Raw genomic sequence first — 26,730 nt, forward strand, 5'->3', positions numbered from 1 at the left:
TTCTAAGCTTTAGTGCTGTCCGGCCGGCTTCCAGCGGATCATCTTCGCCTCAGCGACCGAGACGATGAAGAAGAGGATCACGGCCAGCAGCGCGGCAATGACGACCGTCGCGTAAAGCAGCGGCGAGCGGAAATTGTAGGTCGCCTCGATAATGAGGGCGCCGAGCCCGAAGCTGGAGCCGATCCATTCCGCCACGATCGCGCCCATAACGCTACTCGTTGCGGCGATCTTCAGCGCGGCGAACAGGAATGGCAGCGAGCTGGGGAGACGAACCTTCCAGAGGATCTCTGAATTGCTGGCAGAAAGCACCCGCATCAGGTCGAGCATTGCAGGGCTCGCGGAGCGTAGCCCCTGGACCATGTTGACCAGCGTCGGGAAGAAGCAGATCAGGCCGGCGATGATGATCTTCGGGGCAACGCCGTTACCGAAGATCAGGACGAGGATCGGCGCCAGCGCGATGATCGGGATCGCCTTGACGAAGACGGCGATCGGATAGAAGGCCTTCTCGGCCGTCGTGCTGTGGACGAACCAGATCGCCAGCAAGATGGCGACGAGATTGCCGAAGACGAAACCGAGAACGGCCTCGAGCACGGTCGGCAGGAAGTTTCTCGTAAGCGTCGCGGCATTGTCGCGAAAGGCGTAGAGAACATCGAGCGGGCTCGGCGCCATGAAGGTCGGGATCTTGAAGATCCATATGACCGCCTGCCAAACCACGATGCAGCCGAGTGCCGCCAGGATCGCCGGCATGTGCGAGGAGAGAACGCCCACGGTTGCGTCGAGGATAGCGACTTTGCGCGGCGTCTTCGCGATACGGCCGAAGTCAGAGTGCACGGCGTTGCTCATATGCATTCCTCCAGCAGCGCGCGCAGATGCGCCGTTACCTTGATGAAGTCGATCGTGTCGCGCATCGCAAGGGCGCGGGGATAGGGAAGATCGACCTTCATGAACTCTTTCACCCGGCCGGGATGGGCCTGCAGCATCAGCACATGCTGGCCGAGGAAGACCGCCTCCGGAATGGAATGGGTGACGAAAACAATGGTCGTGCCGGTTTCGCGCCAGATGCGAAGCAGTTCCTCATTGAGCTTGTCACGGGTGATTTCATCCAGAGCTCCGAAGGGCTCGTCCATCAGCAGGATACGAGGCTTGGTTATCAGGGCGCGGGCGATCGCGACGCGCTGGCGCATGCCGCCGGACAATTCGTGCGGCAGGGCATTTTCGCGACCCTTGAGGCCGACGAGGGCGAGCAGCTCCATGGGATCGGCGTAGGAGCTCTTGTCGTGCCTGCCGACTTCCAGCGGCAGGCGGACATTGTCGATGACGCTCCGCCACGGTAAAAGCGTCGCTTCCTGGAAAACGAAGGCAAAATCGCGACCCTGACGTGCCTCTCGTGGTGGCCGGCCGAACACCGAAACCGAACCGTCGCTGATGTCAACGAGATCGGCAATACAGCGCAGCAAGGTCGACTTGCCGCAGCCGGATGGCCCGAGCATGGTGACGAACGACCCCTCCGGAATATCGACGGACACCTTGGAAAGTGCGGTGAACTCGTTGCCCTTGTCGCCGAAGCGAATGTCGAGATCGCGAATGGAAACCGCAAGCCTTGTCGTTTCGGCTGCTGGTAGCGGATGTGGCTGCTTGATGGTGGCGGCGCTCATCATGACATTCACCCGATCTGCTTGCGGATATCGGTCGTCGCGTCGAGGATCGCCATGGTGGCGACGTCGTCGACGGTCGGTATGGCGCCGGCAAACTGCTTGAGATCGGCATAGGCCTTGATCTGGGCCGCCCAATTGTCCTTGTTCATGGCGCCCCAGCCGGTCTGCTTGGTGCTGTCGCCGAAGGAGAAATCGATGACCGGGTGGACGGCCTCGAGCTCGCTGGCCTTGTCGAGGTTGGGATAGGCATCGACCAGCATGTCGACCGCTTCTTCCGGATGGTCGCGCACATAACCCCAGCCCTTGGCGGCGGCCGTGGTGAAGCGCACCAGCACGTCGGAATGTTTGTCGAGCTGTTCATCGGTCGTATAATAGACGTTGGCGTAGAGCTGCAGACCGGCATCCCACAACATCATGTCGACGCGGTCGTCTCCGAGCACCTTCAACGCATTCGTGTTCGTCACCCAACCGGTGACGGCATCGGCCTGCCCGGTCATCAGTTGGTTCATGTCGGAGCCCATGTTGACCATCTTCACCTTGTCCTCCGGAATGCCGTTCTGGGCGAGGAGGGCGCGCAGCAGGATGAAGGCTGTCGGCTGGGTGGCAATCGTCTTGCCGATCATGTCCTTCGGTTCGCGGATCGGCGCCTTCTTCAGCGAGAAATAGGTAAAGGGGTGCTTGCGATAACCAGCCAGAAACGCCTTGACCGGCATGCCGGCCGAGCGCGCGAGCATGACCGACGGGCTGGAGGAAATCTGCCCGATGGTGGATTGTCCGGCCGCAACGCCGGCAACGCCATCGACATTCGGACCGCCCGGCACAATGGTGAGGTTAATGCCCTGTTCGGTAAAGAAGCCCTTCTTTTGCGCAGCAACTTCGCCGATCAGGCCGTTGGAGGCGAGCCAACCGAGCTGCATGCGGACCTCCGCGACATCGGCCGCTTTGCCAGCCCGGATGCCGATGAAAGTCTGCGTCGCGGCGACGCCCCCGACCAAAGCAGCATTGGACAGGAAACGACGGCGATTCATCATGAATTGAGACATGCTGATAGTTCCCCTGTTGATTGAGCGATCGGACTTTTCGTCTCGTTATCCACCAATGGCAGGAATGATGGGGGAATTCAGTGTTCTAATAAAGAACAATTATGCGCACTATTGATTGCCAAAAAGGCAACGGCACCTAGGTTCGTCGCAGTTGACGCGGGGGGATATCTACCGGTCGTGGGCGCACGGCGGAGATGCCGTATCAATCAGCACTGAACATTGACCCCACCGGATGCGGACGAAAACTTCGACTACCCCGTCAAGCCGATTGGAGGCAACTCATCCTCCAGCCCGATTTTTACCGTGCCGATCTGGGCAATCACCGGATCGGGATCCGCGGCTTCGTCGGCCTTTCAGAATGCCGAGGGTTATAGGGTTGAGTTCCTGACGTCGAACCGTGGTTCAGACGACTATATCGACCAGCCGGCAACGATGCCCGCCTGGGTGGCGCCAGCTCGGATCCACTCCACTCTCTCGACTTCCTCATAAGGGAGCCCGTCAGGACAATGTTGCTCCACCGAAGCGGAGTCCCAGTTGTCGTTCCTGGCCGGCCCGAGTATACGGTCCACAAGCTCATAGTCGCCAGCCGCAAACACACTGATGGACAGGAGGCAGCAAAGCGAGAGAAGAACCTTCGTCAAGCCGCGCTGCTCTTTGAAGTCCTGCAGCAGCCAAGGCGATCTGCTGACTTGGCGCTTACTCGAGGAATTGCACATGACTGACGAGGAGACAGTCATAATTGGTGCAGGCCCGGCCGGATTGGCATGCGCCGCGGCTCTTCGTGCGAGGGGCTGCCGTTCCATCATCCTTGAAGCGACAAGCAAAATTGGCGCGTCGTGGCGGCGGCACTACGATCGTCTTCACCTCCATACCGACAAACGTCACTCAGCGCTTCCGGGAAGACCGATGGCCGCTGGCTTCCCGAGATATCCGTCGCGACTGCAGGTCATCGACTACCTCGAAAGCTATGAGCGGGAAAACAACCTTCGAATTCTCACCGACAAGACTGTCGTGCGCGTAGCCAAAAAGACGGATTGGAGTGTCGAGACCACCGACGGCGATGTATTCGAGGCGAGAGCCGTCGTAATCGCGACCGGTCTCTCGAGGACTCCCCTCAGACCGCATTGGGCCGGTCAGAACAATTTTCCAGGAAATATCATTCACTCTTCCGAATACCGGAATGCTTCTGCCCTCGACGCAGGTCGAATCCTGGTCGTCGGCTTCGGAAACTCGGCAGGAGAGATTGCACTGGAATGTGCCGAAGCGGGTCTTGATGTCGCCATGTCGGTCCGCGGTCCGGTCAATGTCGTACCGAGAGAGATTTTTGGCCTGCCAAGTGCGACGATCGCCATCGCTCAACAACACTTTCCGCACAGAATGGTCGACGCGGTAAACGCGCCTATTCTGCATTTACGCTACCCCGATATCGAGGAACTCGGTCTCAAGCGCTCCCGGCAAGGTCCTCTGACCACGATGATAGAGCAAGGCCGGACTCCCCTGATCGACATCGGTACCATCGCGAAGATCAGGGATGGTCGGATCAAGGTGTACCCTGGTATCGAAATGTCGGACGGTGCGAGCGTGTTCTTCGTCAATGATCGATCCGCTGACTTCGATGCGATTGTGCTGGCGACCGGCTATAGGCCATCTCTCGAAACATTTCTGCCGGATTTGGCGGACCGGTTTTCGAATGCCGGGAAGCCGGCAAGGGACGAACTTCAGCCGGGAAATGACGGTCTATACTTCTGCGGCTTCAATCCAGCCACCACCGGCCTGCTTCGCCAGATTGGCATCGAGGCATTGCAAATCGCAAGGTCGATCGCGACAACGGTCCACGTGTAAGGTGTTTCATCTGGGTGGAGTTAAAGTGGCGCAAACTAATAAGTTGTCGCCGCTCCGCGGTCCCGGCCGGGACACCCCAAAAACTCCATTTAAATGCTTGGCAATGCCCTTTTGATCGCTTCCCAAAAATGACGACAGCACCGGTTAGGATGTGAAGAGGTTTTGGAAGATACCCGGCCATTAGGCGAGTAGGGCGGAACATTATTCCGCTTTGCCAGTTGATCATGAGGGCAATTAAGGAGGATACGCAAATGCGAAAGATAATTGTTGCCTGTGCGGCCATCGTCATCGGTGCTGGTTTGCCTGCGGCTGCGGTTGCAGAAGAGGTCATCGTCGATGGGCCTTCATATGATCAAGGCTATCGTCATCATCGCCATCACCATCCATATGTTGCGTTAACCGACCGGGGCATTGCCATTGGATCAGATCGCGATCGTGATCGTGACCGTTACGATCGCTATAATGATCGCGGCGGATGCATGACAAGGACCGTCACTCGCACCGATGAAAACGGTGATCAGATCACGAAAACCATCCGGCGCTGCGATTAGCAGCGCCGATACGCTCTCTCCCCACTCGCATCTATCCTTATCCCGTCCGCGAGTGAGACGGTCGTTGATTAGACTTCCGACTGAACCTCTTAGTTGCACAATGGGCTGGCGAAATTCTTTCGCCGCGATCCAGACGGCAATCAAACCATTTGAAACAGTCCCTCAACTTGATGGGAGAGTACTGTGCCAAAGACTGCAAGAATTCCTGACGTTGCCCCGCATGACGATCACGTCGTGACCGCGAAAGAAGCGCTCGAGGTTTCCTTTCTTAAACTGGAGCAGGAGGTGGAGGTTCGCCTGGTCGCCGCGGCTCTGCGTGCGGGTTGGTCAGCGGATGAGGCGTTGGATGCCATCGATCAGCTCCGGACCGAAGGCGGTGGACGGCGGGCGAATTGAGGTGCGTGCCTGCAGGGCTCGCTTCCAGCGGCAGTCAGGATCCCCAGGTCTTGCCTCCGGATGCCTTTCAATAATTTTTTCCCGCGCTAGGGATAGCCATGAATGTTGATCTGCGCCCGAAGAAGCCTGGAAAGAGGCAATCGAACCACATCCATCGATTTCAGGAGATGGGCCGCGTGAGGTCAGGTATTGCAGCTTTCGGAGCAACGCCGCCGGTTCGATGGAGAAGCGGCGGGCGATAAGTTGAATATCCGCGGCGCTGATCAGCGTCTTCTCAAGGCGAAGCAATTTGGATCTGAAGAAGAGCTGCTACGGGCTGCTCGCAGCGTCACGTCCGAGCAGAGACTTCTACGCCCTAGAGTTCTGCTCCTGAAACTCTTCAATCTCCGTCCAAATGCGCTCGCGGTCCGTTATGGCTATTTCCGCCGCCTGCGGCGGTCGTCGGCGCCAGTCGGCCAAGCAGTGGCTGCTGCAGGGCGGAGCCGAGCGACCACGTCAGGCCGGCCGCGCAGAGGATCAGTGCGGTCCAGACAGCATAGCCTTGTTCAACGGAAGAAGCCTCTGAAGACAGGGCTGGCGGCACGATGACGAAACCCAGCCCGATGATGGCCGAAACAATCCCAGGATCAGCGCCCGCGATGGCAGTGTCCTGTTCATGATGCTCGCCGCAACCGTTCCGTTTCCAACGCTCAACGTCAACAAGAAGCACAGCTATAGGATTCGAGGAATGGCCGCTGCCCGATACGAGTATCTTATAACAGCGGGATTCTTGTATCAGAAGGATGGGCCTCTGCCTTTCCCCACCGAAGGCTGCATCGAGATCGACAACAATACTGTTGAGAGAACCATCCGGCCAATAGCGCGGAACTGCAAGAATGCTCTGTTCACCGGACTTGATGCCGGCGTAGAGAACTGGGCGACTATCGCGTCGCTCATCGAAACCTGTAAGCTCAATGCTATCGATCTGTTTTCGTATTTGAGTAGCACGCTGACCGCCATCATCAACGGGCACAAATAGAGCGGGATTGAAGAGCTTCTACTATGGAATTAATGGCGACGGACTAACGACTGAAGTCGGCAGTCGGCCCAAAGCGGACGATGGCCCTGATGTAGTGCAGAAATCTTGCGTGCGTGAGGTACGCCTATGCCACCGATATCGTTTACGGTCGACGCGGCCAATTATTGACGTCTGGCACGACATCTCAGATGCCGGCATACCATTCGTAGCCACGATCTTCCCAGAACCCGCCGTTACCACCCCAGAGATCATTGAACCGGTCACGGATTTCGATGCGCATGACGTATTTGGCGTGTTTGTAGCCAAGATGACGCTCGACGCGCAGGCGCAAGGGAGCGCCGTGTTCGACTTCCAGATCCTTGCCGTTGAGCGAATAGGCGAGGATTGTCTGCGGATGAAAGGCGTCGATCAGGTCAATACTCTCATAATAGCGGCCGCTGCCATCGAGCGTCTGTTCCAGTTCATCTGCACAATAGAAGACGGCGTAGCGAGCGCCTGGCTTCAAACCGGCAGTCTGCAGGATCAACCCGAGAGGAACGCCCTGCCATTTACCGATGGCGCTCCAGCCTTCGACGCAGTCGTGGCGGGTGATCTGGGTGCGAGAAGGCAGCTTCTTCAGATCAGCCAATGAAAATTCCATCGGCCTATTGACCATGCCGTCGATCTTGAGCCGCCAGTCGGCAAATTGGGTTTCGACCATCCGAACATATTCGGCGCTGTTTGGCTGAATTGATCCATTCGGATGAAAGCTCGGCGAAATGTCCGCGTCGGTATATTCTCGAGCAAGCGTCTGCGGCGAAACGATAAGCCGCTGTGTGCCCATGGTCAGCCGCTCCGCCAGCGCAAGCACCTGCTGCACATGTTGGTTCTGAGAAATGTCATCGCATCCGGTCAGGCCCACGGCGCCCAGACTGGCGGCCGAGCCGATGAGAAAACGGCGGCGGGTAAAGATGGAGCTCATCGGTCGGTCTCCTGGTTGATGATAGTGTAGCGGCCGGTCACCATCGAACGTATGTTGTTCCAAAGGCCGGAGAGAATGACCATCGCGATATGCACGACGACGAAGGCCACCAGGCTCCAGGCGGTGATGAAATGAATGGAGCGGGCCGATTGGCGACCACCGAAAACATCGAGCAGGAAGGGGTAACCGGCATCTATCGCGGGTGACATGGTCAATCCCGAACCGATCATCAGCGGTAGCAGGATGAAGATAACGACAAGATAGGTCAGCTTCTGCAACGCATTGTAGTGCCGCGCCTTTTCGCCCTTCGGGAAGCGTAACCGGGCATGATCTTTGATTTCATGCCAGATGTTTCCGGGTGCGATATCTCGAGCCGTCGGCGCGAGATTGCGGCGGAAATGACCGCCGATCAGGCCGTAGGCCATGTAAACGAGCCCATTGATGACAAACAGCCAAGCGAAGAAGAAATGCCAACGCCGGCCGGCCGCAAGATCCTGGTAGCTGGGTATCGTCGCCCAGGCCGGGAATGCGCGCGGCATCATTTCACCGTTGGCCGTGGAAGCACCGAATATGCCGGTGGTCGTCATCGAGAGACGGCCGATGCGCACTATTCCGGTGATATTATCGCCATCCTGATTGCTGGCGATTTCGAACCACGATGGATCTTCAACCGCTCCGTAATTTCCCCAATGCAATTGTGGATCGGCATTGAAGATCTGCATGCCACTCATCAGCAGCAAGGTCAGACACAGCACATTGATCCAGTGCGTTATCCGCGTAAGAGCCGAATGACGGCGAACGAAGATCTTGGCCGGGGGAGATGGCGGCGCGGTGCCGATCTGCTCGATGCTTGCCATAAATAATTCTCCTGACGTGCCGCCGGAGGGCGGTGTCCGAAATCATATGCTGCGACGCTATCGCCGCTCATTGAGCTGCCCGGATGCGATCGGCAACCGGGCAGTCCCGTGATGTCGGCATGGATGCGTCACATTGGCGGGATGACGCCATTTATGCCGACCACGACACGGTCGGATTCAACCGTGTTGTCTCCAGCGGTCGTGCCGTTGATAATGACCCCTGCGCCGGGTTTGATGTCGTCCTTCGTCGCGTTGCCAAAGGTGACGACCGGCGTGCCCGGCGGGATCGAGATCTTCTTCTCGCCGCCCTTGTAGGTGAGCGACAGGGTGGGGCCGTTGACCGAGGTGACGGCACTGGCAACAGTCGCATTCGTCATCGAGCTCTTCGGCTTCAGATCCCAGCCGTAGTCACCCTCGCCGGTGCCTTTCATCGCGGCCGGGAAGATCAGTACCTCGAGCGCCCCGTTGATGCCGCTGTCGGTCGGAACGGACGCAATGCCGACGAAATCGCCAGGCTTGATGTCTTTCACGGAGGCGTTGACGATGCCGTTGACGGCCCAGCCGGATTTCAGCTTGATCGTCACGTCCTTGCCTTCGCGCGATTTGACCATCAGCGTATCGCCGCTGAGGCTTTCCACGACGCCGCGAACGCGTGCCTTGTCGGCAGCCTGTGCGGATAGTGTGGTCACGGCTCCCAGCGCCAGCACCATACCCATGATCTTCAACTTCGTGAGCGACATACTGCTCTCCATATCTTGCATCTTTTCGATATGATGCCCATCCGGCTATCTGGAGCAGGTAGGGCGATCGCTTTGGAAACGGGGCAAGGTGCTTATCGCATCCTGTCGGCAACAGCAGATTGTCCCTCAATTCCGCTCCCTCATTCGGAGCCCGTGCGAATGCGTTACAGCGATCACGCCGTTGTGATCACAAGCCAGGCGACAAAAAATCGGGTTCAGGATGTAACAAGTAGCGCTCGTCAACGAATGACTGTCGGTGGATGACGAAATCGGTGTCGGAACAGGTCCTGAAAGGCTTGATGCTTCTATCGCTTGACGGCGATGAAGCTGCATACAGACGCTTGCTCGTTATTTTGCGAGATCTGCTTTTGACCTTTTATCGGCGGAGGCTTGGGTCTAATGCCGACCGCGACGCTGAGGATCTGGTCCAGGAGGTGCTTTTGGCGGTGCATAGCCGGCGCATTACCTATGATCGGGAACGGCCGTTTACCGCGTGGTTTTTCCAAATCGCGAAATACAAGTTGATTGATCATTTCAGGGCAAATGGCAGCAAAAGGGGCGTCGAAATAGCATTGGGAGACGAGATCGCGGCTGAATTTCGAGAGGAGGCGCTGTTTGCTCACCTCGACATTGACCGTCTTCTCGATCAATTGCCTGCCAAACAGAGGGAGCTTGTGCGGCAGGTAAAGATTGCCGGAAAGAGCACCGCTGAAGCCGCGATCGAGAGCGGGCAGTCTGAAGCAATGGTTCGTGTCAGCATTCATCGCGGGATGCGCGCGATTGGACGCAAGCTGGGTTTTGCCAATGACGAAAAATGATGAATTCATCGAGGCTCTAGTAAGCGATCTCACCCCGGTTCGCCGTCATGCGCTGCGAATGCGGCTTGCGCTTACAATTACTGTCGGCGTGATCGGCGCGGCTGTTGCGCTGCTGATATCGCTCAGCTTTCGCCCGCATCTGCACCACGTGACGGCGGCGGCATTTTGGGTGAAGTTTTTATATACTGCTGTGTTGATGAGCGCGACGATCGTGGCCCTTGACCGGGTTGCGCGCCCAGGCGGGGCGATCAGTAGTATGGTTCGGGTTCTGGTCGTGGCATTCAGCATCGTCGTGCTTTTGGCCGTCGCTCAACTCACGCTGTCGCCGGTTTCATCCTATCCGGGTTTGATCATCGGATATTCGGCGTCCTTTTGCCCGTTCCTGATCGTGGCTTTCGGCATTCCTGCTTTCTGTGCCAACATGTGGTTTCTCAGGCGGGCAGCCCCCACGCGCCCGGCACTTGCCGGTTTCGTTGCAGGCGCTTGCGCGGGGGGCGTCGGCGGCTGGGTATATTCCTGGGCTTGTGTCGAAAACGGTATCCCATTCATCGCGATATGGTACACGCTTGGCATCTTGCTGAGCGGGCTGGTCGGAAGCCTGGTCGGCAAATTCAGTCTGCGTTGGTAGCTTCGTTTTTGACCTGCCGAGGCGCAGGCATGCAGCCGATCTGAAGCCTTTCCCGTTTTTTTGATGGTGGTCGTCATCGTGAGGATGATCGGCGGGAGACGATCGGGCATTTTCGCGGTATGACTGGTAATCATTGATCCTACCAATCACACACCGAGGTCCTTCACATGGCTTTGAACGTGCTTTTCATTGGCGGTACCGGCCAAATCTCATACCCCTGCGTCGAGCGTGCTGTTGGCGAGGGACATCGCGTCAGTGTCTACAATCGCGGCCTGAGGGGAGACCCGTTGCCTGCGGGTGTGACTTCGATCACCGGCGAACTCGGATCGGCTGCCTATGCCGATCTCGCCAGGGCCAACTATGACGTCATATGCCAGTTCATCGCGTTCACGCCGGATCAGATTGCACGAGACATCGAGGTGTTTGCTGGCAACTGCGGCCAGTACATCTTCATCTCTTCGGCTTCGGTCTACGAGAAGCCGGCACGCCACTATATCATCACCGAAAAAACGCCGGCCATCAATCCTTACTGGCCCTACAGCCAGGCAAAGATCGCCTGCGAGGAGCTGCTGATGGCATCAAAGGGGCTGGCCTGGACGATCGTCCGTCCCAGTCACACCGTGCGCACCGGCCTGCCGATCATGATAGGTGACAGCGACATAATGGCGAGGCGCATGCTGGATGGCGAGCCCACGATCGTCGCGGGTGATGGCCACACGCCGTGGACACTGACGCGCTCGGTCGATTTCGCAGTGCCTTTCGTCGCGCTTTTCGGCAAGCAGACAGCCCTGACTGAAATCTTCCACATCACCTCCGATCGCGCCCATACATGGGATGACATTCAGAAGGTGATCGCCAGATTGCTGGGTGTCGAGGCGAAAATCGTCCACGTGCCAACGGATACGCTCATCAAGTATAATCCGGATTGGGTGGGGCCCCTGGTCGGCGACAAGGCCTGGACCGCGATCTTCGACAATTCGAAGGTCAAGCGCGTTGCCAGTGACTTCACCTGCGCCGAGAACCTGGACGAAATCCTGGCCGAACCGATCATGCATTTGAAGCATCGCCTCTCCAAAAATCGTCCCCCAAGGGGTGAGCTCGATGCTCTGATCGATAGGATTTGCGCAGCGCAAAACGCTTTGGGATAGGACAGGTATCTCTGACGAGCCCGCCCGCAATCGAATTACCTATACCGGATTTTATCATGCAATTGCATGGCATTGGCTATGAAGGGCGTTTCCGAAATCCCCCGCGCCTCCTGCCGCCGATGCGTCGCATCGCGCTTTGTCCAACGCGACCGTCGCATGATCTGGACAGTCCGCTCGCGCGCTGCCGCCTTTGCGGCACGACAACAGAGGCCTCGACCGAGGCCATCTGCCAGTCCGGCAACACTATCCACGGCGACCCTCGCCTTAACTATCCAGGGCAGGCCAGGTCTCCCGTTGATACGATCCCCGCCGGCCTTAGCGCTGCAACACTGAAGAATCACACTTTCGAGATCGGATGGCGTTCTCCGGCTCTGACCGCACCCTTCAATCGATTTCCCGATGGCGCCAATGGGCAGACATATCGTGAAGAATACGCGCATGAAGGAAAGTAGGAGAAGTTGAAATCAAGGACCAACGTACCGTCTGCGCCGACAACTCCCAGATCCGCTCCTTTGATAGTGTCGAGAAGATATCGCCCGCCGCCATATGTTTCGGTCCCGGACGTCGCGTCAACAAAGGGCAGGAACACACCACCGCCGTACCCCTCGATCCAGTAAAGCGTCAGTTCGCCACCCAATTTGGTCTCAAGACCCGCGGTACGGGCGAACGAATGCATCGATAGGTCGCCATCCGCTCCAGTTGCAACGGTCATCTGTTCCGACGTGACCGGCTCAAGCCGTACGGTTAAGCGCAACGAAGGATCATAGGGAAATGTTGTCGGGCCTTCGAACACCTGCCGCTCTGCTGCCTCGATCGGTGACTGAGGATGATCGCGAAACAGGGATGCGCGCGTGTCACACCAGAGGTGCCAGGCAGCAGCGACGTCCGAGCTGGAGCGTATCATGTAATAAAGGTCGGCGATCCTGCGCCGCCATTCCCAAAGTTGTTCGTCTTCTGTCATGTAATATCCTCACTTTTCGTAAACTTTACGAACCACGATTCTTGAGGTCCAATAACAAAGTCGGCAAGAGCTCGGAGACGGTCGGATGGATGGGCAAGGCCCAGCGAAACGTGTCGATCGTCTGGCAGGCATGCATCATATCGAGGACACCGTGGATGGCTTCGCCCCCACCGGCGCCGAGGATTGCTGCGCCCAAAATCTGCCGAGTGTCAGCGGAACCCATTCCTTTCGAGAATCTCACATCAACAGCCTCGTCTCAAATTAAGTGCCGTGCTATCTTATTGAAAATGTTCAAGTGAGAGCCTCGCGGTTAACTCCAAGACGACACCTTCTTGGCTTCCCGCCGAACGACGTAGCAGGCATTCGCGGTCGACCTCGAAAGATCGACCACCGACATCGCGTCGGTGATCCGCGACATACGTCAATGGACAAATGCCTGCATCATTGCCTTCAGGATCAGCACGGCCGAGGCCGCGCCCGGGTCCATGTGCCCGAGCGATCGTTCGCCGAGCTTTGCGGCGCGTCCGCGCGTGGCGACCATCGAGCGGGTTGCATAGGCGCCTGCCTCCCCCGCAGCCACGGCATCGGCCCATATGTCTGAAATGCTTCGGCCCTGCTGTTGGGCTGTAGCGGCGGCTTCCGCTGCAGGGATCCAGACATCGAGCATGGTCTTGTCGCCGCGTTGCCCGCGGCCGCGCTTTCGTATGCCGCTCGCTATAGCGTCGATCATGGCGACCTGCCCGGTTGCGTCAAGGCAAGGCTCGGCCTCCAGCGCGGCGGCAACGCTTTGGAAGGCGGTTGCATAGAGCGGTCCAGTCGATGCTCCGACCGCATCGAGAAAGGCGGATGCGGCCAATCTCATGACCTCTGCAGCGGAGAGATTGTCGAGGTCCGCCCTTCCGAGTTCGTTGACCACAGCCGCGAAGCCCAGCGACATTGTGATCCCATGATCGGCATCGCCGATCGCGCCATCGAGTTCTGTCAGGTGGTCCCGTTCTCCGGCAATGGCGGAGGATATCCGATTGAACATCAAATGGAGCGTCCGCGCCGCGTTTCCCCGCATATGGTCTCCTCCCATTTCCCCACCTCAATCCTGCGATCTCAGCCGCTCGATCTTATCCTTAAGTGATTGTCAGAACGGACGTCTCGCAAGGGTGGTGCAAGAGTTCGGTCAATTCGCTATCCAGCGCCAGGATCGAGATGGATGCGCCAACCATGTCCAGCGAGGTGCAATAGTGGCCAACCCAGTTCGCCTCGATCACGATGCCCTTGGCGCTCAATCTCTGCTCGACACGCCGGAAAAGAATGTAGAGTTCCATCAGCGGTGTGGCTCCGAACGAATTCACGAGGACGGCGACGCGGCCGCCTTCGCCGACCTTCATCTCCAGGAAGATGCGGTCCATCACCCGGTCCACGATGTCGTCGGCCATCATCATCCGTTCCCGGATGACGCCGGGTTCGCCGTGAATGCCCATGCCGAACTCGATATCGTCGGGGCCGATTTCGAAGTTGGGGCGCCGCGTCTGCGGCATTGAGCCCGGCTCGAGCGCCACACCCACGGTATAAGTCCGCTCGTTCGCCTTGCGGGCGGCTGCTTCACACTGGTCCAGCGACAGCCCCCGATCGCAGGCCGCGCCGGCGATCTTGAAGACGAAGAAGTTGCCTGCGACGCCGCGCCGTCCGTCGCGATCCTCGGGCGGCGACGAGGCGATATCGTCGGTGGTGAGGATCGTGCGCACGGGTATGCCCTGCTCCTCCGCCATTTCCGCCGCCATCTCGAAATTCATGACGTCGCCGGCATAATTGCCATAGATGAAGAGCACGCCGGCCCCGCTGGAGGCGGCCTGCGCACATTTCAGGATCGGTGCGGGCGGTGGCGAGGAGAAGACATTGCCGATCGCAACCGCATCGACGAGCCCCTTGCCCACATAGCCGAGGAAGCAGGGTTCATGACCGCTGCCGCCGCCGACGACCAGACCCACCTTGCCCGGCCTCGGCCCGACCTTGGCCCTCAGCGCGCGGTTCGTTCGATCGATCGGCGCCAGATATTTCCGATGCGCCCGAACGACGCCGTCGAGCATCTCTTCCACCGCATGGTCGGGGTCGTTCAAGAATTTCTTGATATAGGTGCGGGCGGCGCTGCGCGGTTGGGCCACATTGCCCTCGTCCCGAAGCCGCTGCGGTGCCCGCTGGTTGACCTCGATGACGCCATCGGCGTTCAAGATACCGCGCCCGGTCGCCGCGTCCGTGATCAGCACGCTGACATAGCCGCCGCGAAGGGCGGCAAGGATCGCCGGCACCTTGTCGAAGCCGCCAGCCGCGGCGATCCGCACATCGACATTCTTCAGCATCTCCAACGAAATGCCGATGGTCCGGTCTTCGAGCGGGCCGACGATCGGACGGCCCTGCCCATCGATGAAGCGGCCGGAGATGACGCCGACAGCGCCCTTCGCCAGATATTCCTGCAGGGTGACGGATTCGAAGAAGCCGCTGGTGTGAATGGTCGAATTCGGGCGCAGGGAGGCAATGCCGAAGATCGCCTTGTTCGCGCCGACGAGCTGCTGAAACTGATCGCTGATCAGGGGCTCTTGTAGCAAGGCATCGCGCACAGCGCTCGTCGAGACGATGGCCGGCGCGGATATGCCGATCAGCCTGCCGTTGACGGCCTCTGCGACCGCGGCGGCGCACAGTTCCGGCGTATAGGCGAAAGTCGCCCGCGTTCCGCCGGTAGCCTGAACGACGGTGACGTCCTGCAGGTCGCGGACGGAAGCGCGTTCGCCGATCGCAAGCACGGTCCGCCCCCAGGATACCGCGATCGTGTCGCCCGACTTGATCAGCCGCTGCAGTGCCTGCGCGCCTGCGACGCCGATCCGGTCGATGAGTGGGCGCGCCGTGTCGTCGCTCGGTACGACAAGACAGTCGTCCAGGCCGAAATGGCGCTTGAGTTCCTGCGCGACGGTCAGGGAGGCGAGGCGGGCGGGCTCGATGGCGATGTTGACGATGCCGCGCGCTCTGGCATCGGCTAGATAGGTATTCACTGTGGCGCGCGAGATGCCCATTACATCGGCGATATCGCCTTGGGTCATGTCCTCTTCATAATAGAGCCAGCAAGCCCAGACATAGGGGTCATCGCCATAACGAAGTGGCATGCGGTCAGGCGTCGGCGCCGCCTCCGTCTTTGCTGCCCCGCTCTTGCGAGCCTGTTGTGACTTTGTCGCCATGCGTCTGAACCGAACTCCCGCTCAAAGGATCGCGAAGATGCAGTCAATGCCGCTGCATTGCAACGCCATTTTCGGTCGCGGTCCGGTGCGATCCGCTTTCCCTCCGGCGGATCGTATCATCCCGAGGATCGTTCGACAGGCGTCAGGCCTCAGCTTTCCTGGAGCCGGGCGGTGACGCCGAGCGCGAGTTCCTTGAGGATCAGCGCGCAGGAGGTTGCTCCGGCGTCGAGAATGCCGAGTGAACGCTCGCCGAGACGGCTGGCACGCCCGATCTTCGCCACGAGATTGATGGTGGAGTCACGACCTTTTTCCGCTGCCTCGATCAGCGCGGCCAATGCATAGGAAAAGGACTTTCCGGCGCCGTTGGCGGCATCGAAGGCTTCAATCGCCGGAACCAGCGTGTCGAGCAGCGTTTTGTCGCCGACCTTGGCGGAGCCGATCGACTGGATGCCTTCGAGGCCGGCATGCAACATCTGGCTGAAGCTAGCCGCGTTGATATCGGTCTTGCCTTCTAGCCTTTCGGCGAATTCGGTGAACATGACGCCGTAGAGTGGACCCATCGAGCCGCCGATTTCGGTCATCAGCAGCGTGCCGAGCGTGTCGAGTGCCTCGCTGAGCGAAGCGTCCTTGCCCGTCAGCCGCTCCACGGCCATGCCGAAGCCCTTGGCCATGTTGACGCCGTGGTCGCCGTCGCCGATCTTGCCGTCGATCTCGCTCAGATAGGCGCGGTTTTCGATGATGCGGTCTGCGATCGAAAGGACGATGGCGCCTGCGGAAGAATTCTTGAATGTCTGCATGGCCATCAATCCTCAGAGCAACATGGTGCAGGACGCTTCGAGATCGAGAAGCGGCTTGAGCTCGTCATCGAGAGCGAGAACGGTCAGCGTCGCGCCGACCATTTCCAGCGAGGTGAAGTAGTTGCCGATATAGGTCTTGTGGATCTTGAGACCGCGGCCGGTGATCTCGGATTCGATGGTGTCGTTCAGGATATAGAGTTCGTTGAGCGGTGTGGCGCCGAGACCGGAAACGAGGACGGCGACCTCCGTGCCGGCGGGCAGATCATGATCGTCGAGCACGATCCGGCACATGTCCTTGGCGACCTCTTCGGCCGTCTTCAGTGGCTCGACGCGAACGCCCGGCTCACCGTGGTGGCCGATGCCGACCTCCATCGTGCCCGGTTCGATCTGGAAGTTCGGATGACCGACGGCCGGAAGCGTGCATGGCCCGAGGCCGACACCGATCGAGCGGCAATTGTCGATCGCCTTCTGCGCCACGGTCTGCACCTCCTGCAGCGTGCCGCCGAGTGTCGCCCTCGCGCTGCCGATCTTCCACATGAAGATTTCACCCGCGACACCGCGGCGCTTTTCGCGCTCGCTTGCCGGCGCCGAGCAGACATCGTCATTGGCAACGACGGTCAGAACCTCGATGCCTTCCTTGGCGGCAAGCTTGGTCGCCATTTTGACGTTCATGTTGTCGCCGGCATAATTGCCATAGAGGCAGACGACGCCCGCGCCGCCATTGGCTTCCTTCATGGCGTCGAAGAAGCTTTTCGCGGTCGGCGAGGAGAAGAGTTCGCCGACGGCGACGGCATCCAGCATGTTCTTCCCCGTATAACCGATGAAGGCAGGCTCGTGGCCGGAGCCGCCGCCGGTGACGATACCGACCTTGCCGCTGACGGGCGCATGCTTGGCAACGATGACGCGCGGGTTTTGGGCAAGGCGTACGATATCCGAATGGGCCTTGACGAAGCCTTTGACTGTATCCTCGACGACGAGATCGGGATTGTTGACGAACCGCTGCATGAGGTCTCCTGGAAATGGCCGAGCGTTTGAGCTCAGAGAATGGTGTAGCCGCCGTCGATCAGCAGATCGGCGCCGTTGATCATGTTCGCGCCGGCCGAAGCGAGGAAAACGGCGGCGGCGGCGATTTCTTCCGGATAGGCGAAACGGCCGGTGGGAATGCGCTTCTTGGCGGCTTCGCCCTTCTCTCCGGCCCAGGCCTTCTTGCCGAGCTCCGTCAGCACGACGGTCGGTGAAATAGTGTTGACGCAGATACCGTGCTTGCCCCACTCGGCGGCAAAGGTCTTCGACATGCCGATGACGCCGAATTTGGAGGCGCAATAGGCGACATGCTCCTCGATGGCGACCGTACCGGCCTGCGAGGCCAGATTGATGATCTTGCCGCCCTTGCCGGCGGCGATCATGGTGCGGCCCACCGCCTGGGTGACGAGGAAGCTGCCCTTGAGATTGATATTGATCGTCTTGTCCCAGTAGTCGAGCGCCAGATCCTCAGCCGGGGCGAGGAAGACGACGCCGGCGCTGTTGACTGCGATATCGATGCCGCCGAAGGCTGCGACGACGTCAGCGACCGCCTGAGTAACCGATGTCGGCTGCGACACATCGCAGACGAAAGACTTGGCGCCATTGCCGAGCGCTTTAGCCTTGGATTCGGCGATCTCAGCATTGATGTCGAGCACGGCAACCGTGGCGCCCTTTGCGGTCAGCGCATCGCTGATGGCCGAGCCGATGCCGGAGGCGGCGCCCGTTACCAGCGCGATCTTGCCGGTGAGCGGAAAGTTGAGGTCGATCGTGGGAGCGGTATCGGTCATGGTTCAAGCCCTAATGTTCGAGGTCGGGGCGGCGATCCGCCGCCCCTCATTTTCATCGTCTTACTTGCGGGATTCCAGCAGCTTATCGGCATTGTCCTTGGTGACGGGGGTCCACGGAACGAGATAGGTCTTGTCGGTACCTTCGCCCCACTTCATGTCCGGATACTGCTTCCATATCTGCGACTGCGGCTGGTAGTCCTTGTCGACGGCCTTGATGGCGATATCGAACGCGCCCTGGGCCTGCGCGTTGGCATCCTGCAGGATCGACGCCATCTCGCCGCGCTTGACGGCATTGATCGCATCGGTCACGCCGTCAACGCCGGCGATGGCGAAGTCGCTGACCTTCAGGTTGGCGGCCTTGATCGCTTCGATTGCGCCGAGCGCCATTTCGTCGTTCTGGCCGATGACGCCGTTGATCTGGCCCGGGTGGGCCGTCAGCCAGTTTTCCATCAACGTCTGGGCTTCGGCGCGCGACCAGTTCGCCGTCTGCATTTCAAGCACCTTCACATCCGGGCAAGCCTTGAGTGCCTTCTGGTTGCCTTCTAGGCGCTGAATCTGGCCGGATTGGCCGATTGGGCCTTCGAGGATGACGACGTTGCCCTTGCAGCCCATCTTGTCGAGGACCGACTTGGCTTCCAGTTCGCCGGCTTCGACGTCGTTGGAGCCGACATAGGACGTCAGCAGGTCGGAGTTGACACGAGCGTTCGAGCCGACAACCGGAATGCCGGCATCATGCGCGGCCTGGACAGCAGCGGCGCCGGCCTCGACATCCATCGGGACAAAGATGATGGCGTCAAACTTCTGGGTGATCATGGTGTTGAACTGTTCCTGCTGGACGAGCGCGTCGTAGCGGCCGTCGAAGACAGTCAGGTCCACCATGCCGCTCTTGACGGCCGGATGCTGCTTCAGCGCGGCCGACCAGATCTGCATGAATTCGGCATTCAGGCCATAGGTAGTGGCGCCGATTTTCAGCTTCTTGTCCGCTGCAAGCGCGGGGGAAGCTGCGATGACGGCGGTCGCTAGAAGCCCAAGCAATAATTTCTTCATTTCGTTCTCCTCCATAGGAATGTTCGGCCGTCGCATCGACGCGCCGTAGGCGCTCGGATCATGATTGCAATCCGAATTGGTTGGGTCACTGCCCCTGATTTCGCTTCTGATCCAGCATGACGGCGCCGACGATGAGCGCGCCCTTGATGACCTGCTGGTAGTAGGATTCGATGCCCATGAGATCGAGGCCGTTGTTCATGACGCCGATGATCAGCGCTCCGATCAGAGTGCCGGTCACCCGGCCAACGCCGCCCGAAAGGCTCGTGCCGCCGATGACGACCGCGGCGATCGCATCAAGCTCGTAGGCAATGCCGGCCTGCGGCAGCGCGGAGCCGGTGCGGGCCGAGAGCATCATGCCCGCAAGACCGGCGAGAACGCCCGAGATGCAATAGACGAGGAAGCGGATACGGGTGACGTCGATGCCCGAGGTCTTGGCCGCATGCGGGTTTCCACCGACGGCGTAGATATAGCGACCGAAGCGTGTTCGGTTCAAAATCCACCAGGAAATGATGAAGACGATGGCGAGCAGAACGACCGGCATCGGCACACCGCCGATATTGCCCGTTCCAAGCCAGCGAAATGCGGGCGTCAGGGCGGGAACCGGCTTGCCGCCGCCATAAATCAGCGTCAGGCCGCGAGCAGCCGAGAGCATGCCGAGCGTCGCGACGAAGGCGGGGACGGCGAAGCGCGATACGATGAAGCCGACGACGGCGCCGCAGGCAAGACCGACCAGGAGACCTACGATGATGCCCAGGCCGGCCGGATAGGGAGCGCCGTGGAAACCAGCGGTCGCCGAGGTCGTCACCAGGCTGGCGCTGACGATGCCGGCCAGCGCCACGACGGAGCCGACCGAAAGATCGATGCCGCGCGTCAGGATGACGAAGGTCATGCCGATCGCCAGCACGCCGTTGATCGAGGTCTGTAGAAGCACGTTCGAAATATTGCCTGCCGTCAGGAAGTATTCGTTGGAAAACGACAGGATGACAGACAGGATCAGGAACGCGAAAAAGATGCCGTATTCCTGAACAAGCAGCCTGCGGCGATCCGAATTGAGAAAGCCGGTCGCCGGCTTATTTTCTGTAAGGGACACTGTTCTGAACCTCTTCCCAGGCGATCGATGATGTTTTGGGGGCGCAGTCGGCTTTGTCAGGTCGACAGGTGCACGAGCACCTGTGCATCGGTGTCGGCGCGGGCGTGGATACCGGCGGATTTACCGTTGCGCATGACGAGAATGCGGTCGGACATGCCGAGCACTTCGTCGATTTCCGACGAAATCATTGCGACCGTACCGCCCGCGGCGGCGAACTCGCACATGACACGATAGATCTCCCGCTTGGCGCCGACATCGACGCCGCGCGTCGGCTCATCCAGCAGCAGGATCTTCGGATTTCGCAGGAACCACTTTCCGAGAACAACCTTCTGCTGGTTCCCACCCGACAGGCCCGAGACGAGCATGGTGTCCTGCGCGGCCTTTATGGCGAAGCGCGACGTCATCTCCTGGCTCGCGGCCTTTTCGTGGCGGCGGCGCATGACAAAGTTCGGGCTGAGCTCCGGGAGGCTTGCAAGCGCGATGTTTCCGCGCACGCTGTCGCTAAGATTGAGGCCGGTCACCTTCCGGTCTTCGGTTACGAACGCGATGCCGTGCTTCATCGCGTCGGCCGGCTTGGAGATGGTGATCGGCTCGCCGTGCAGCTTGATCTCGCCCTTCTCGATCTTGTCGAGGCCGAAGATGCAGTTGAAGATTTCGGTACGGCCCGAGCCCATCAGCCCGTAGATGCCGAAAATCTCACCCTGCTTGACCTCGAAGGAGATGTCCTCGACCTTGCCGGGCGCCGTCAGATTGGTCACTTCGAGGCCGACGATGTCGGTCGGAACATTGGTTTTGACATATTCCTCGCCGAGCTCGCGGCCGACGATCATCTTGATCAGGCTCGGGCGATCGACGTCGGCCAGATTGCCGCTGCCGATATAGCTGCCATCACGGAAGACGGTGTAGGAATCGGCGATCTGGAAGATTTCTGACAGGCGATGCGAGACGTAGACGACGCCCTTGCCGGTCGCCTTCAGCCGCTCGATCGTCTTGAAGAGCTGCTGCGCTTCTTTCTCGCCGATCGCCGATGTCGGCTCGTCCATGAAGATAACTTCAGCGTCATGGCTGAGCGCCTTGGCGATCTCGACGAGCTGCATCTGCGCCACGGAGAGATGCATCATGTATTGATTGGCGCGGATCTTGAATTCCAACTGATCCAGCAGGCGCTGAGCATTCTGGTTCATCGTCTTGAAGTCGATGCCGCCGAACCGCGTCGACGGCTCGCGTCCAAGGTAGATGTTCTCGGCGACCGTCATATGCGGGATCGGGCTCAGTTCCTGCTCGATGATCGCGATTCCCGATGCCAACGCATCGGCGGGGCTCGAGAAATCGACCTCCCGCCCGCGCCGGCGGATGGATCCCGCGTCGCGCTTGTGGATGCCCATCAAGATTTTCAGGAACGTGGACTTTCCGGCGCCGTTGCCGCCGCAGAGCGCGTGCACCGAACCGGCGCGAAGCCGAAAGCAGCCTTCTCGGAGCGCGGCCACGCCGCCAAAGGACTTCTTCAGCCCTTGCACCTCAAGCAACTCATCCATTTGCAATCCTCCCGCAACCGGCCCGCCGTTTCTCCAGCCGACGAACCGATCATGCCGAGCCTCATCTGAGCTCGTTTTTTTACAGTTGTCAGATAATGTCCGACAAATGTCAAGTCTATGACTGCAGTCTGCTGTTGCCGGGCACACGGCGAGTGTTTTGGTGCGGCACAGAAAGTTGCAAGTCTAGAAAGGAAACTATTTTTGGTTGTGGAAAAGGAATGCCCCGCGCGACAGCGGTGCGTACGACCGCCTCCACAATTTATTACTGAGGTCGAGAAGTTCGGCAGCCTGGACAACGCTCAGGCGTTCGTCATGGATCTTCTGGATGACTTCGAGGCGATGCAACTCTTTCGGCGACGTGGTGATCAAACCAAACATGACGACTCCGACCGCTCATGGTCTCGACCAGGCTGAAGGTCGTCATCCTTGCTCCCAAGGTTGGCATTGACCGGAACATCGAGAGGCGAGACTGTTGCATTTCTATCCGGCCATCACCGTCGCAGCCATATTCAGCTTTGACAGCATGTAGTCGCAAAGTTGAAGTGTCCTGATGGCGGTTCCTCCGCTTGGCGATCGCTCGCTGCAGCTCGCCCCAGCCGCAGTCTTGCCGTTGCGGCTGGAAAACCGGTCGAGATGCAGTCAGATGATGCAGACGATTTCTATGCCGGCATATCCCAAGGATTCACGAGCGCGATACCCATGCCCTCGAAATTCTTGATATTGCGCGTGACCAGCGTCATCCGACGGGTGAAGGCTGTCGCCGCAATATAGGCGTCATTGATCGGCTTGGGATTTGGCACGTGCCATTTCGCCGCCTGAGCAGCCGCCGCCTCGTCCAGAGGCAGGATGCGGCCGGAAAACGCCGTGAGAACGGCATGTTCTAGCCAGTTGCGCAGCACCTTTCCGGCGGCGGCATCGTTATGCTCCATCAACCGAACGCCAATCTCCAGTTCGTGCAGGACAACGGAGGAAATGAAGGTCTCGGCCGGATCGACGGTTTCGTTCCAGACCATGACGTTGGGATCAGCCTTGCCGCTCGCGACCTTGCGCAGCTCGGACACGACATTAGTATCGAGCAACAGCATCAGGCCAGATCAACCGGCTGGGCACGTTCCGTGCGCTGCGGGAGCGGCAAGTCAACGTCTTCCGCCCCCGGCGCTGCCAACATGTCGCCAAGCGTTCGCATTTTGCCTGTAAGCCGCTTGTACTCATCGAACGACAAAAGGACATGCGCAGGCCGGCCCCTGTCCGTGATAATGACAGGCCCGTCCTTGGTGGCGCGCTTTGCGCGCCCAAGGTCCTGATTAAGTTCTCGTCCTGAAAGCGTGGTGACGGTCATGGCGCACCTCCGAGGATTGTGGTTACGTAACCACGTTTAACCCGCATAGACCGGAATTGCAAGATGCAGCGGCTCGCCGGGTAGCGTTCGTACGCGGACTTGGACCGTCGATGGCGCCAGCGCGACGTGAAACGAGCACGGCGCGATCCGGAGAAGAGACTATCCCTTTATTCCGGCTGAAAGCATGATGGCGCGCGTGATTTGCTTCTGGAAGACAAGGTAGAGAATGGCGACAGGAAGACCGGCGAGGACCGCGGCGGCCATGTCCTTGGCGAAACGTACGCCGAAAACATCCTTAACCTGAGTAATCCCGACGGGAATGGTGATCGTGCTGTCCGACGTCGCGACCAGGAATGGCCACAGGAAATTGTTCCAAGCCGCGATGAAGGTGGTTATGCCGAGCGCGGTAATAACGCCCCAGTTCATCGGCACATAGATTTTCCAGAGCGTTCTCAAGTGCCCGGCATTGTCGAGCATCGCCGCCTCGCGGAACTCCTTCGGAATCTGGTCGAAGAATTGCTTGAGGATGATGATGACCGATGGCACCACGAGCTGCGGCAGCACGATGCCGCCCCAGCTGTTGATGAGCCCGAACGTGTTCATCAGCACGAAATGGTTGATGACGAGCGCCTCCGCCGGCACCATTACCGAGGCAATCAGCGCCCCATAGATCACGCGGCGGCCGGGAAACTGGATTTGGCTGAGCGCATAGGCGCAGCCGACGCTCATTGCAAGCACCAGCGCCGCGATAATCGCGGAGGTGCCGACAGAATTTATATACCATTGCACTATGCTCGATCGCTCGATCACATAGCGATACGGCTCAAGCGTCGGTGCCTTCGGGAAAAGCCCGGGCGAGCGGCTTACCACCTCGGTGTCCGATTTGATCGACGTCATGACCGCCCAGTAGAGCGGAAAGAACCAGATGAGAGCGCCGAACGCCGTAAGGGCGGTCAACGCCCGCCCGCTCCAGCCTCGGGAGGCGACATGGCTCTTTGCCACGGTCAATTCCGTTTGCGCGCCTGTGGTGAGAAGGCTCATTTTTTGCCTCGCGCCCGCAGGAACTGATATTGGAGGACCGACGCTATGAGAATGATGATGAACAGGATGGTCGCCACGGCCGCACCCTCGCCACCTTTGTTCTGCTTGAAGGCCAGATCGTAGATGACGGTCATGACCACCGTTTGCGCATCCGCCGGTGTATGGGCGAAATAGCCGAGGAGATAGGGCTGCGCGAAAATCTTGAACTGCGCAATCAGCTGCAGCGTCAACACCAGGGCCGTGACCGGCCAGATCAGCGGCCAGGTTATTCTCGAAAACACCCGCCAGCGGTTGGCATTGTCGAGCGCCGCTGCCTCGTACACGTCAGGTGAGATGCTGCGCAGCGCCGCAAGGAACAGCAGAATGTTGAAGCCAATGGTCCACCAGATCGTGACCACTGCAACTGACGGCATGAAATAGGTTGGCGAACGCAACACCGGAAGTGGCCGCCCGTCGGTAAACAGCCCAATGACAATCTGGATGACGCCGTATTGCATGTTTGCGATCCAGGTCCAGATCTGCGTCACCACCGACACAGGCAGGATCGACGGCAGGAAAAAGCAGGCGAGAACCAGCATCTGTATGCGCCCGCTCAGGCGATTGATGCCCATGGCGATGAACAGCGCGAGAAACGTGCCGGGGACCACGGTCAGGAGGATGAAATAGAGCGTATTCAGAAGCGCCTTCTGAAATTGGGGGGAGGAGAGCTGGCGCGCATAATTGTCGAGACCAACCCATTCGCCGGGTCCGATCAGCGGCGCATTGGTCAAGCTCATCGCAACCATCCGCCATGTCGGGTAGGCGAAGATCACCAGAAAGGCGATAACCGCCGGTGCGACCAGCAGTGCTGCAATCACGTTATCCTGCTTGCTGTCGTTGACTGCGGCCATCCGTCACCTCGCTCGCTAATGCAGCCCCGGGGACAGAGAGGAGCCCCGGAGCTGTTGAAGAAAACGTCACTGAGAGTTCATGTGATCGCGAAACTTCTCGAGCGTTTCCTTCACATCGCCTTCGCCGTTCAGCGGCCCCGACGCCATGTTCTGCCAATCGTCGTCGAATTTCGATGCCGCACCCGTAAGCGGCGTCTTCGGCATGTAGAAGGCGTTGAGCGCCATGGAGGCATAGTTCGCCTGCGGCTTCAGCGCCTTGTAGGCGGCCGAAGTGCTAACCGGCAGATAGGCCGGGATATGACCAGCGGCCGCCCATTCTAGCGAGTTTACATTCATCCAGCGGATGACTTCGAGAACTGCGGCGCGTTTTTCCGAGGTCATGGTCTTGCCGACATTGTTGGGGATCACGAAGGAATGAGAGTCAGACCAGTTGGCGGGCTTGCCCATCCAGGCCGGAATGTTGACCATGCCGTAATCGAAACCGTTGCCCTTGGCGACTTCCGTTTCCATGGTCGGCAGTTCCCAATTGCCGTTGAGGAAGAAGGCGGATTGTCCGGCAAGAAAAGTGGGGGTAATGGTCTCGGTGTCGATATAGGGTTGCGCCCAGCCTTGCTTCACCCAGTCGGCAACTTCGTTGTAAGCTTTTTCCATCTTGTCGAAATTGTCGCCCTGCAGGAACTTGCCGTCGGTGGTCAGTTGGCCACCCTCCTGGCCGAACAGGGTATAGATATCGCGCAGATCGCCGTTAGACGAGGAGATGACGACGCCGTTCTTGCCTGCGTCCTTCGCTTTGGCCAGAACCGCACGCCAGCCTTCCAGCGTGTCGATGCCGGTCGGCTTGCCGTCGTTGCTCAGCACACCCAACTCCTTCAGTATAGTCTTGTTGTAGTAGAGCACTTCTCCGTGCACATCGAAGGGGACGGCATAGCGGACGTTATCGACCGTCGAGGCGGCGATTGCATTCTGCGGATAGTCGCCGTCCTTCAGCCCGACGGCATTGAGTTCCTTCGGATCGATCGGCGAGATAGTCTTGGCCGCGACCGCGCCTGCCAGGCGTGACAGGTGGTAGGTCGCGATGTCCGGCCCCTGGCCGACGGCGGCGGATGTCTGCAGCTTGGTGTAGTAGGGGATACCCCATTCGAGCGTCGTGCCCGTGATCTGGATCTTGTCCTTATGCTCATTGTTGAAGCGCTGGATCAGCGCCTTCATTCGCACGCCATCACCTCCGGACAGAAAGTCCCACCAGACGACATTTTCGACTGCGAATGCCGGAAAGGCTGCCATCAGGGCTAACGCCGCGATCGATGTTCTCAACAGGTTGCGCATTTTCACTCCTCCAGG

28 protein-coding genes and 3 pseudogenes are annotated in these 26,730 nt (G+C 59.3%); 8 read left to right on the forward strand and 23 right to left on the reverse strand.

Going from position 1 to position 26,730, the window contains the following annotated elements:
• Nucleotides 1-9: 9 nt before the first annotated feature.
• From AC13RE_RS12030 to AC13RE_RS12045, 4 genes and pseudogenes are all read right to left on the reverse strand, one after another.
• Nucleotides 10-843 carry an ABC transporter permease gene (locus AC13RE_RS12030; protein ID WP_488563091.1) on the reverse strand — a complete coding sequence of 278 codons (834 nt, stop codon included), beginning with the start codon at nt 841-843 and terminating at the stop codon, nt 10-12.
• Nucleotides 840-1,658, reverse strand: coding sequence for an ABC transporter ATP-binding protein (locus tag AC13RE_RS12035; protein ID WP_488563092.1), 819 nt, complete (start codon nt 1,656-1,658; stop codon nt 840-842). Before AC13RE_RS12035 ends, AC13RE_RS12030 begins: the two co-directional genes overlap by 4 nt.
• A 5-nt stretch (nt 1,659-1,663) precedes the next feature.
• On the reverse strand, nt 1,664-2,698 hold the full coding sequence (locus AC13RE_RS12040; protein ID WP_488484638.1) for an ABC transporter substrate-binding protein: 1,035 nt from the start codon (nt 2,696-2,698) through the stop codon (nt 1,664-1,666).
• A gap of 272 nt (nt 2,699-2,970) precedes the next feature.
• Nucleotides 2,971-3,039 (reverse strand): annotated as a pseudogene (locus AC13RE_RS12045) (exonuclease); the annotation flags it as partial.
• Here AC13RE_RS12045 and AC13RE_RS12050 point away from each other — a divergent pair.
• The 5 genes and pseudogenes from AC13RE_RS12050 to AC13RE_RS12070 form a co-directional block, all read left to right on the forward strand.
• Nucleotides 3,026-3,396: pseudogene (locus AC13RE_RS12050) on the forward strand (GSU2403 family nucleotidyltransferase fold protein); the annotation flags it as partial. The pseudogenes AC13RE_RS12045 and AC13RE_RS12050 overlap by 14 nt on opposite strands.
• 16 nt (nt 3,397-3,412) lie before the next feature.
• Nucleotides 3,413-4,540, forward strand: coding sequence for a flavin-containing monooxygenase (locus AC13RE_RS12055; RefSeq protein WP_488563093.1), 1,128 nt, complete (start codon nt 3,413-3,415; stop codon nt 4,538-4,540).
• A 224-nt stretch (nt 4,541-4,764) separates the two neighbouring features.
• Nucleotides 4,765-5,091, forward strand: coding sequence for a hypothetical protein (locus tag AC13RE_RS12060; RefSeq protein ID WP_488563094.1), 327 nt, complete (start codon nt 4,765-4,767; stop codon nt 5,089-5,091).
• Nucleotides 5,092-5,274: 183 nt separating this feature from the next.
• On the forward strand, nt 5,275-5,487 hold the full coding sequence (locus AC13RE_RS12065; protein ID WP_488563095.1) for a hypothetical protein: 213 nt from the start codon (nt 5,275-5,277) through the stop codon (nt 5,485-5,487).
• A gap of 781 nt (nt 5,488-6,268) precedes the next feature.
• Nucleotides 6,269-6,505 (forward strand): annotated as a pseudogene (locus tag AC13RE_RS12070) (transposase domain-containing protein); the annotation flags it as partial.
• 184 nt (nt 6,506-6,689) lie between these two features.
• Here AC13RE_RS12070 and AC13RE_RS12075 read toward each other — a convergent pair.
• The 3 genes from AC13RE_RS12075 to AC13RE_RS12085 form a co-directional block, all read right to left on the reverse strand.
• Complete coding sequence (locus AC13RE_RS12075; protein ID WP_488563096.1) at nt 6,690-7,466, reverse strand: molybdopterin-dependent oxidoreductase; 777 nt, start codon at nt 7,464-7,466, stop codon at nt 6,690-6,692.
• Nucleotides 7,463-8,323 (reverse strand): cytochrome b/b6 domain-containing protein, encoded by an 861-nt coding sequence (locus AC13RE_RS12080; protein WP_488563097.1) that lies wholly within the window; start codon nt 8,321-8,323, stop codon nt 7,463-7,465. Before AC13RE_RS12080 ends, AC13RE_RS12075 begins: the two co-directional genes overlap by 4 nt.
• A gap of 128 nt (nt 8,324-8,451) precedes the next feature.
• Complete coding sequence (locus AC13RE_RS12085; protein WP_488484646.1) at nt 8,452-9,063, reverse strand: hypothetical protein; 612 nt, start codon at nt 9,061-9,063, stop codon at nt 8,452-8,454.
• A 260-nt stretch (nt 9,064-9,323) separates the two neighbouring features.
• Between AC13RE_RS12085 and AC13RE_RS12090 the strand changes: the two genes are divergently transcribed.
• The 3 genes from AC13RE_RS12090 to AC13RE_RS12100 all read left to right on the forward strand — a co-directional run bounded on the left by AC13RE_RS12090 (nt 9,324) and on the right by AC13RE_RS12100 (nt 11,657).
• The gene (locus AC13RE_RS12090; protein WP_488484647.1) at nt 9,324-9,881 is read left to right on the forward strand and encodes a sigma-70 family RNA polymerase sigma factor; all 558 of its coding nucleotides are present in this window, start codon (nt 9,324-9,326) and stop codon (nt 9,879-9,881) included.
• On the forward strand, nt 9,868-10,509 hold the full coding sequence (locus tag AC13RE_RS12095) for an NrsF family protein (RefSeq protein WP_488563098.1): 642 nt from the start codon (nt 9,868-9,870) through the stop codon (nt 10,507-10,509). Before AC13RE_RS12090 ends, AC13RE_RS12095 begins: the two co-directional genes overlap by 14 nt.
• 167 nt (nt 10,510-10,676) lie before the next feature.
• Nucleotides 10,677-11,657, forward strand: a complete 981-nt coding sequence (locus tag AC13RE_RS12100) for an SDR family oxidoreductase (protein ID WP_488563099.1) — start codon at nt 10,677-10,679, stop codon at nt 11,655-11,657.
• Between the two features lie 337 nt (nt 11,658-11,994).
• On the opposite strand, the gene AC13RE_RS12105 is transcribed toward AC13RE_RS12100, so the two are convergent.
• From AC13RE_RS12105 to AC13RE_RS12180, 16 genes are all read right to left on the reverse strand, one after another.
• Entirely contained in the window at nt 11,995-12,618 is a 624-nt protein-coding gene (locus AC13RE_RS12105) for a DUF1684 domain-containing protein (protein WP_488563100.1), read from the reverse strand.
• 25 nt (nt 12,619-12,643) lie between these two features.
• The gene (locus AC13RE_RS12110) at nt 12,644-12,841 is read right to left on the reverse strand and encodes a hypothetical protein (RefSeq protein WP_488563101.1); all 198 of its coding nucleotides are present in this window, start codon (nt 12,839-12,841) and stop codon (nt 12,644-12,646) included.
• Nucleotides 12,842-13,039: 198 nt separating this feature from the next.
• Nucleotides 13,040-13,681 (reverse strand): dihydroxyacetone kinase subunit DhaL, encoded by a 642-nt coding sequence (dhaL, locus tag AC13RE_RS12115; protein ID WP_488563102.1) that lies wholly within the window; start codon nt 13,679-13,681, stop codon nt 13,040-13,042.
• A gap of 58 nt (nt 13,682-13,739) precedes the next feature.
• Complete coding sequence (locus AC13RE_RS12120; protein ID WP_488563103.1) at nt 13,740-15,839, reverse strand: bifunctional sugar-binding transcriptional regulator/dihydroxyacetone kinase subunit DhaK; 2,100 nt, start codon at nt 15,837-15,839, stop codon at nt 13,740-13,742.
• A gap of 149 nt (nt 15,840-15,988) precedes the next feature.
• On the reverse strand, nt 15,989-16,636 hold the full coding sequence (gene dhaL / locus AC13RE_RS12125; protein ID WP_488563104.1) for a dihydroxyacetone kinase subunit DhaL: 648 nt from the start codon (nt 16,634-16,636) through the stop codon (nt 15,989-15,991).
• A 12-nt stretch (nt 16,637-16,648) separates the two neighbouring features.
• Nucleotides 16,649-17,641: a dihydroxyacetone kinase subunit DhaK gene (locus AC13RE_RS12130; protein WP_488563105.1), complete on the reverse strand. Its 993-nt coding sequence runs from the start codon at nt 17,639-17,641 to the stop codon at nt 16,649-16,651.
• Nucleotides 17,642-17,673: 32 nt separating this feature from the next.
• The gene (locus AC13RE_RS12135; protein WP_488563106.1) at nt 17,674-18,447 is read right to left on the reverse strand and encodes an SDR family oxidoreductase; all 774 of its coding nucleotides are present in this window, start codon (nt 18,445-18,447) and stop codon (nt 17,674-17,676) included.
• A gap of 60 nt (nt 18,448-18,507) precedes the next feature.
• Entirely contained in the window at nt 18,508-19,494 is a 987-nt protein-coding gene (locus AC13RE_RS12140; RefSeq protein WP_488563107.1) for a substrate-binding domain-containing protein, read from the reverse strand.
• An 85-nt stretch (nt 19,495-19,579) separates the two neighbouring features.
• Nucleotides 19,580-20,584: an ABC transporter permease subunit gene (locus AC13RE_RS12145; protein ID WP_132721842.1), complete on the reverse strand. Its 1,005-nt coding sequence runs from the start codon at nt 20,582-20,584 to the stop codon at nt 19,580-19,582.
• A 56-nt stretch (nt 20,585-20,640) separates the two neighbouring features.
• On the reverse strand, nt 20,641-22,119 hold the full coding sequence (locus AC13RE_RS12150) for a sugar ABC transporter ATP-binding protein (RefSeq protein ID WP_488563108.1): 1,479 nt from the start codon (nt 22,117-22,119) through the stop codon (nt 20,641-20,643).
• 195 nt (nt 22,120-22,314) lie between these two features.
• Nucleotides 22,315-22,497, reverse strand: a complete 183-nt coding sequence (locus AC13RE_RS12155) for a hypothetical protein (protein WP_488563156.1) — start codon at nt 22,495-22,497, stop codon at nt 22,315-22,317.
• Nucleotides 22,498-22,778: 281 nt separating this feature from the next.
• Entirely contained in the window at nt 22,779-23,204 is a 426-nt protein-coding gene (locus AC13RE_RS12160) for a PIN domain-containing protein (protein ID WP_488563109.1), read from the reverse strand.
• Nucleotides 23,204-23,458, reverse strand: a complete 255-nt coding sequence (locus AC13RE_RS12165) for a type II toxin-antitoxin system Phd/YefM family antitoxin (protein WP_132721836.1) — start codon at nt 23,456-23,458, stop codon at nt 23,204-23,206. Before AC13RE_RS12165 ends, AC13RE_RS12160 begins: the two co-directional genes overlap by 1 nt.
• Before the next feature lie 159 nt (nt 23,459-23,617).
• Complete coding sequence (locus AC13RE_RS12170) at nt 23,618-24,355, reverse strand: carbohydrate ABC transporter permease (RefSeq protein WP_488563152.1); 738 nt, start codon at nt 24,353-24,355, stop codon at nt 23,618-23,620.
• A gap of 140 nt (nt 24,356-24,495) precedes the next feature.
• Nucleotides 24,496-25,389 (reverse strand): carbohydrate ABC transporter permease, encoded by an 894-nt coding sequence (locus AC13RE_RS12175; protein ID WP_488563110.1) that lies wholly within the window; start codon nt 25,387-25,389, stop codon nt 24,496-24,498.
• 66 nt (nt 25,390-25,455) lie between these two features.
• Nucleotides 25,456-26,715 carry an extracellular solute-binding protein gene (locus AC13RE_RS12180; RefSeq protein ID WP_488563111.1) on the reverse strand — a complete coding sequence of 420 codons (1,260 nt, stop codon included), beginning with the start codon at nt 26,713-26,715 and terminating at the stop codon, nt 25,456-25,458.
• Nucleotides 26,716-26,730: the final 15 nt, after the last annotated feature.

This window comes from Martinezella sp. CNPSo 3959 (assembly GCF_057784355.1).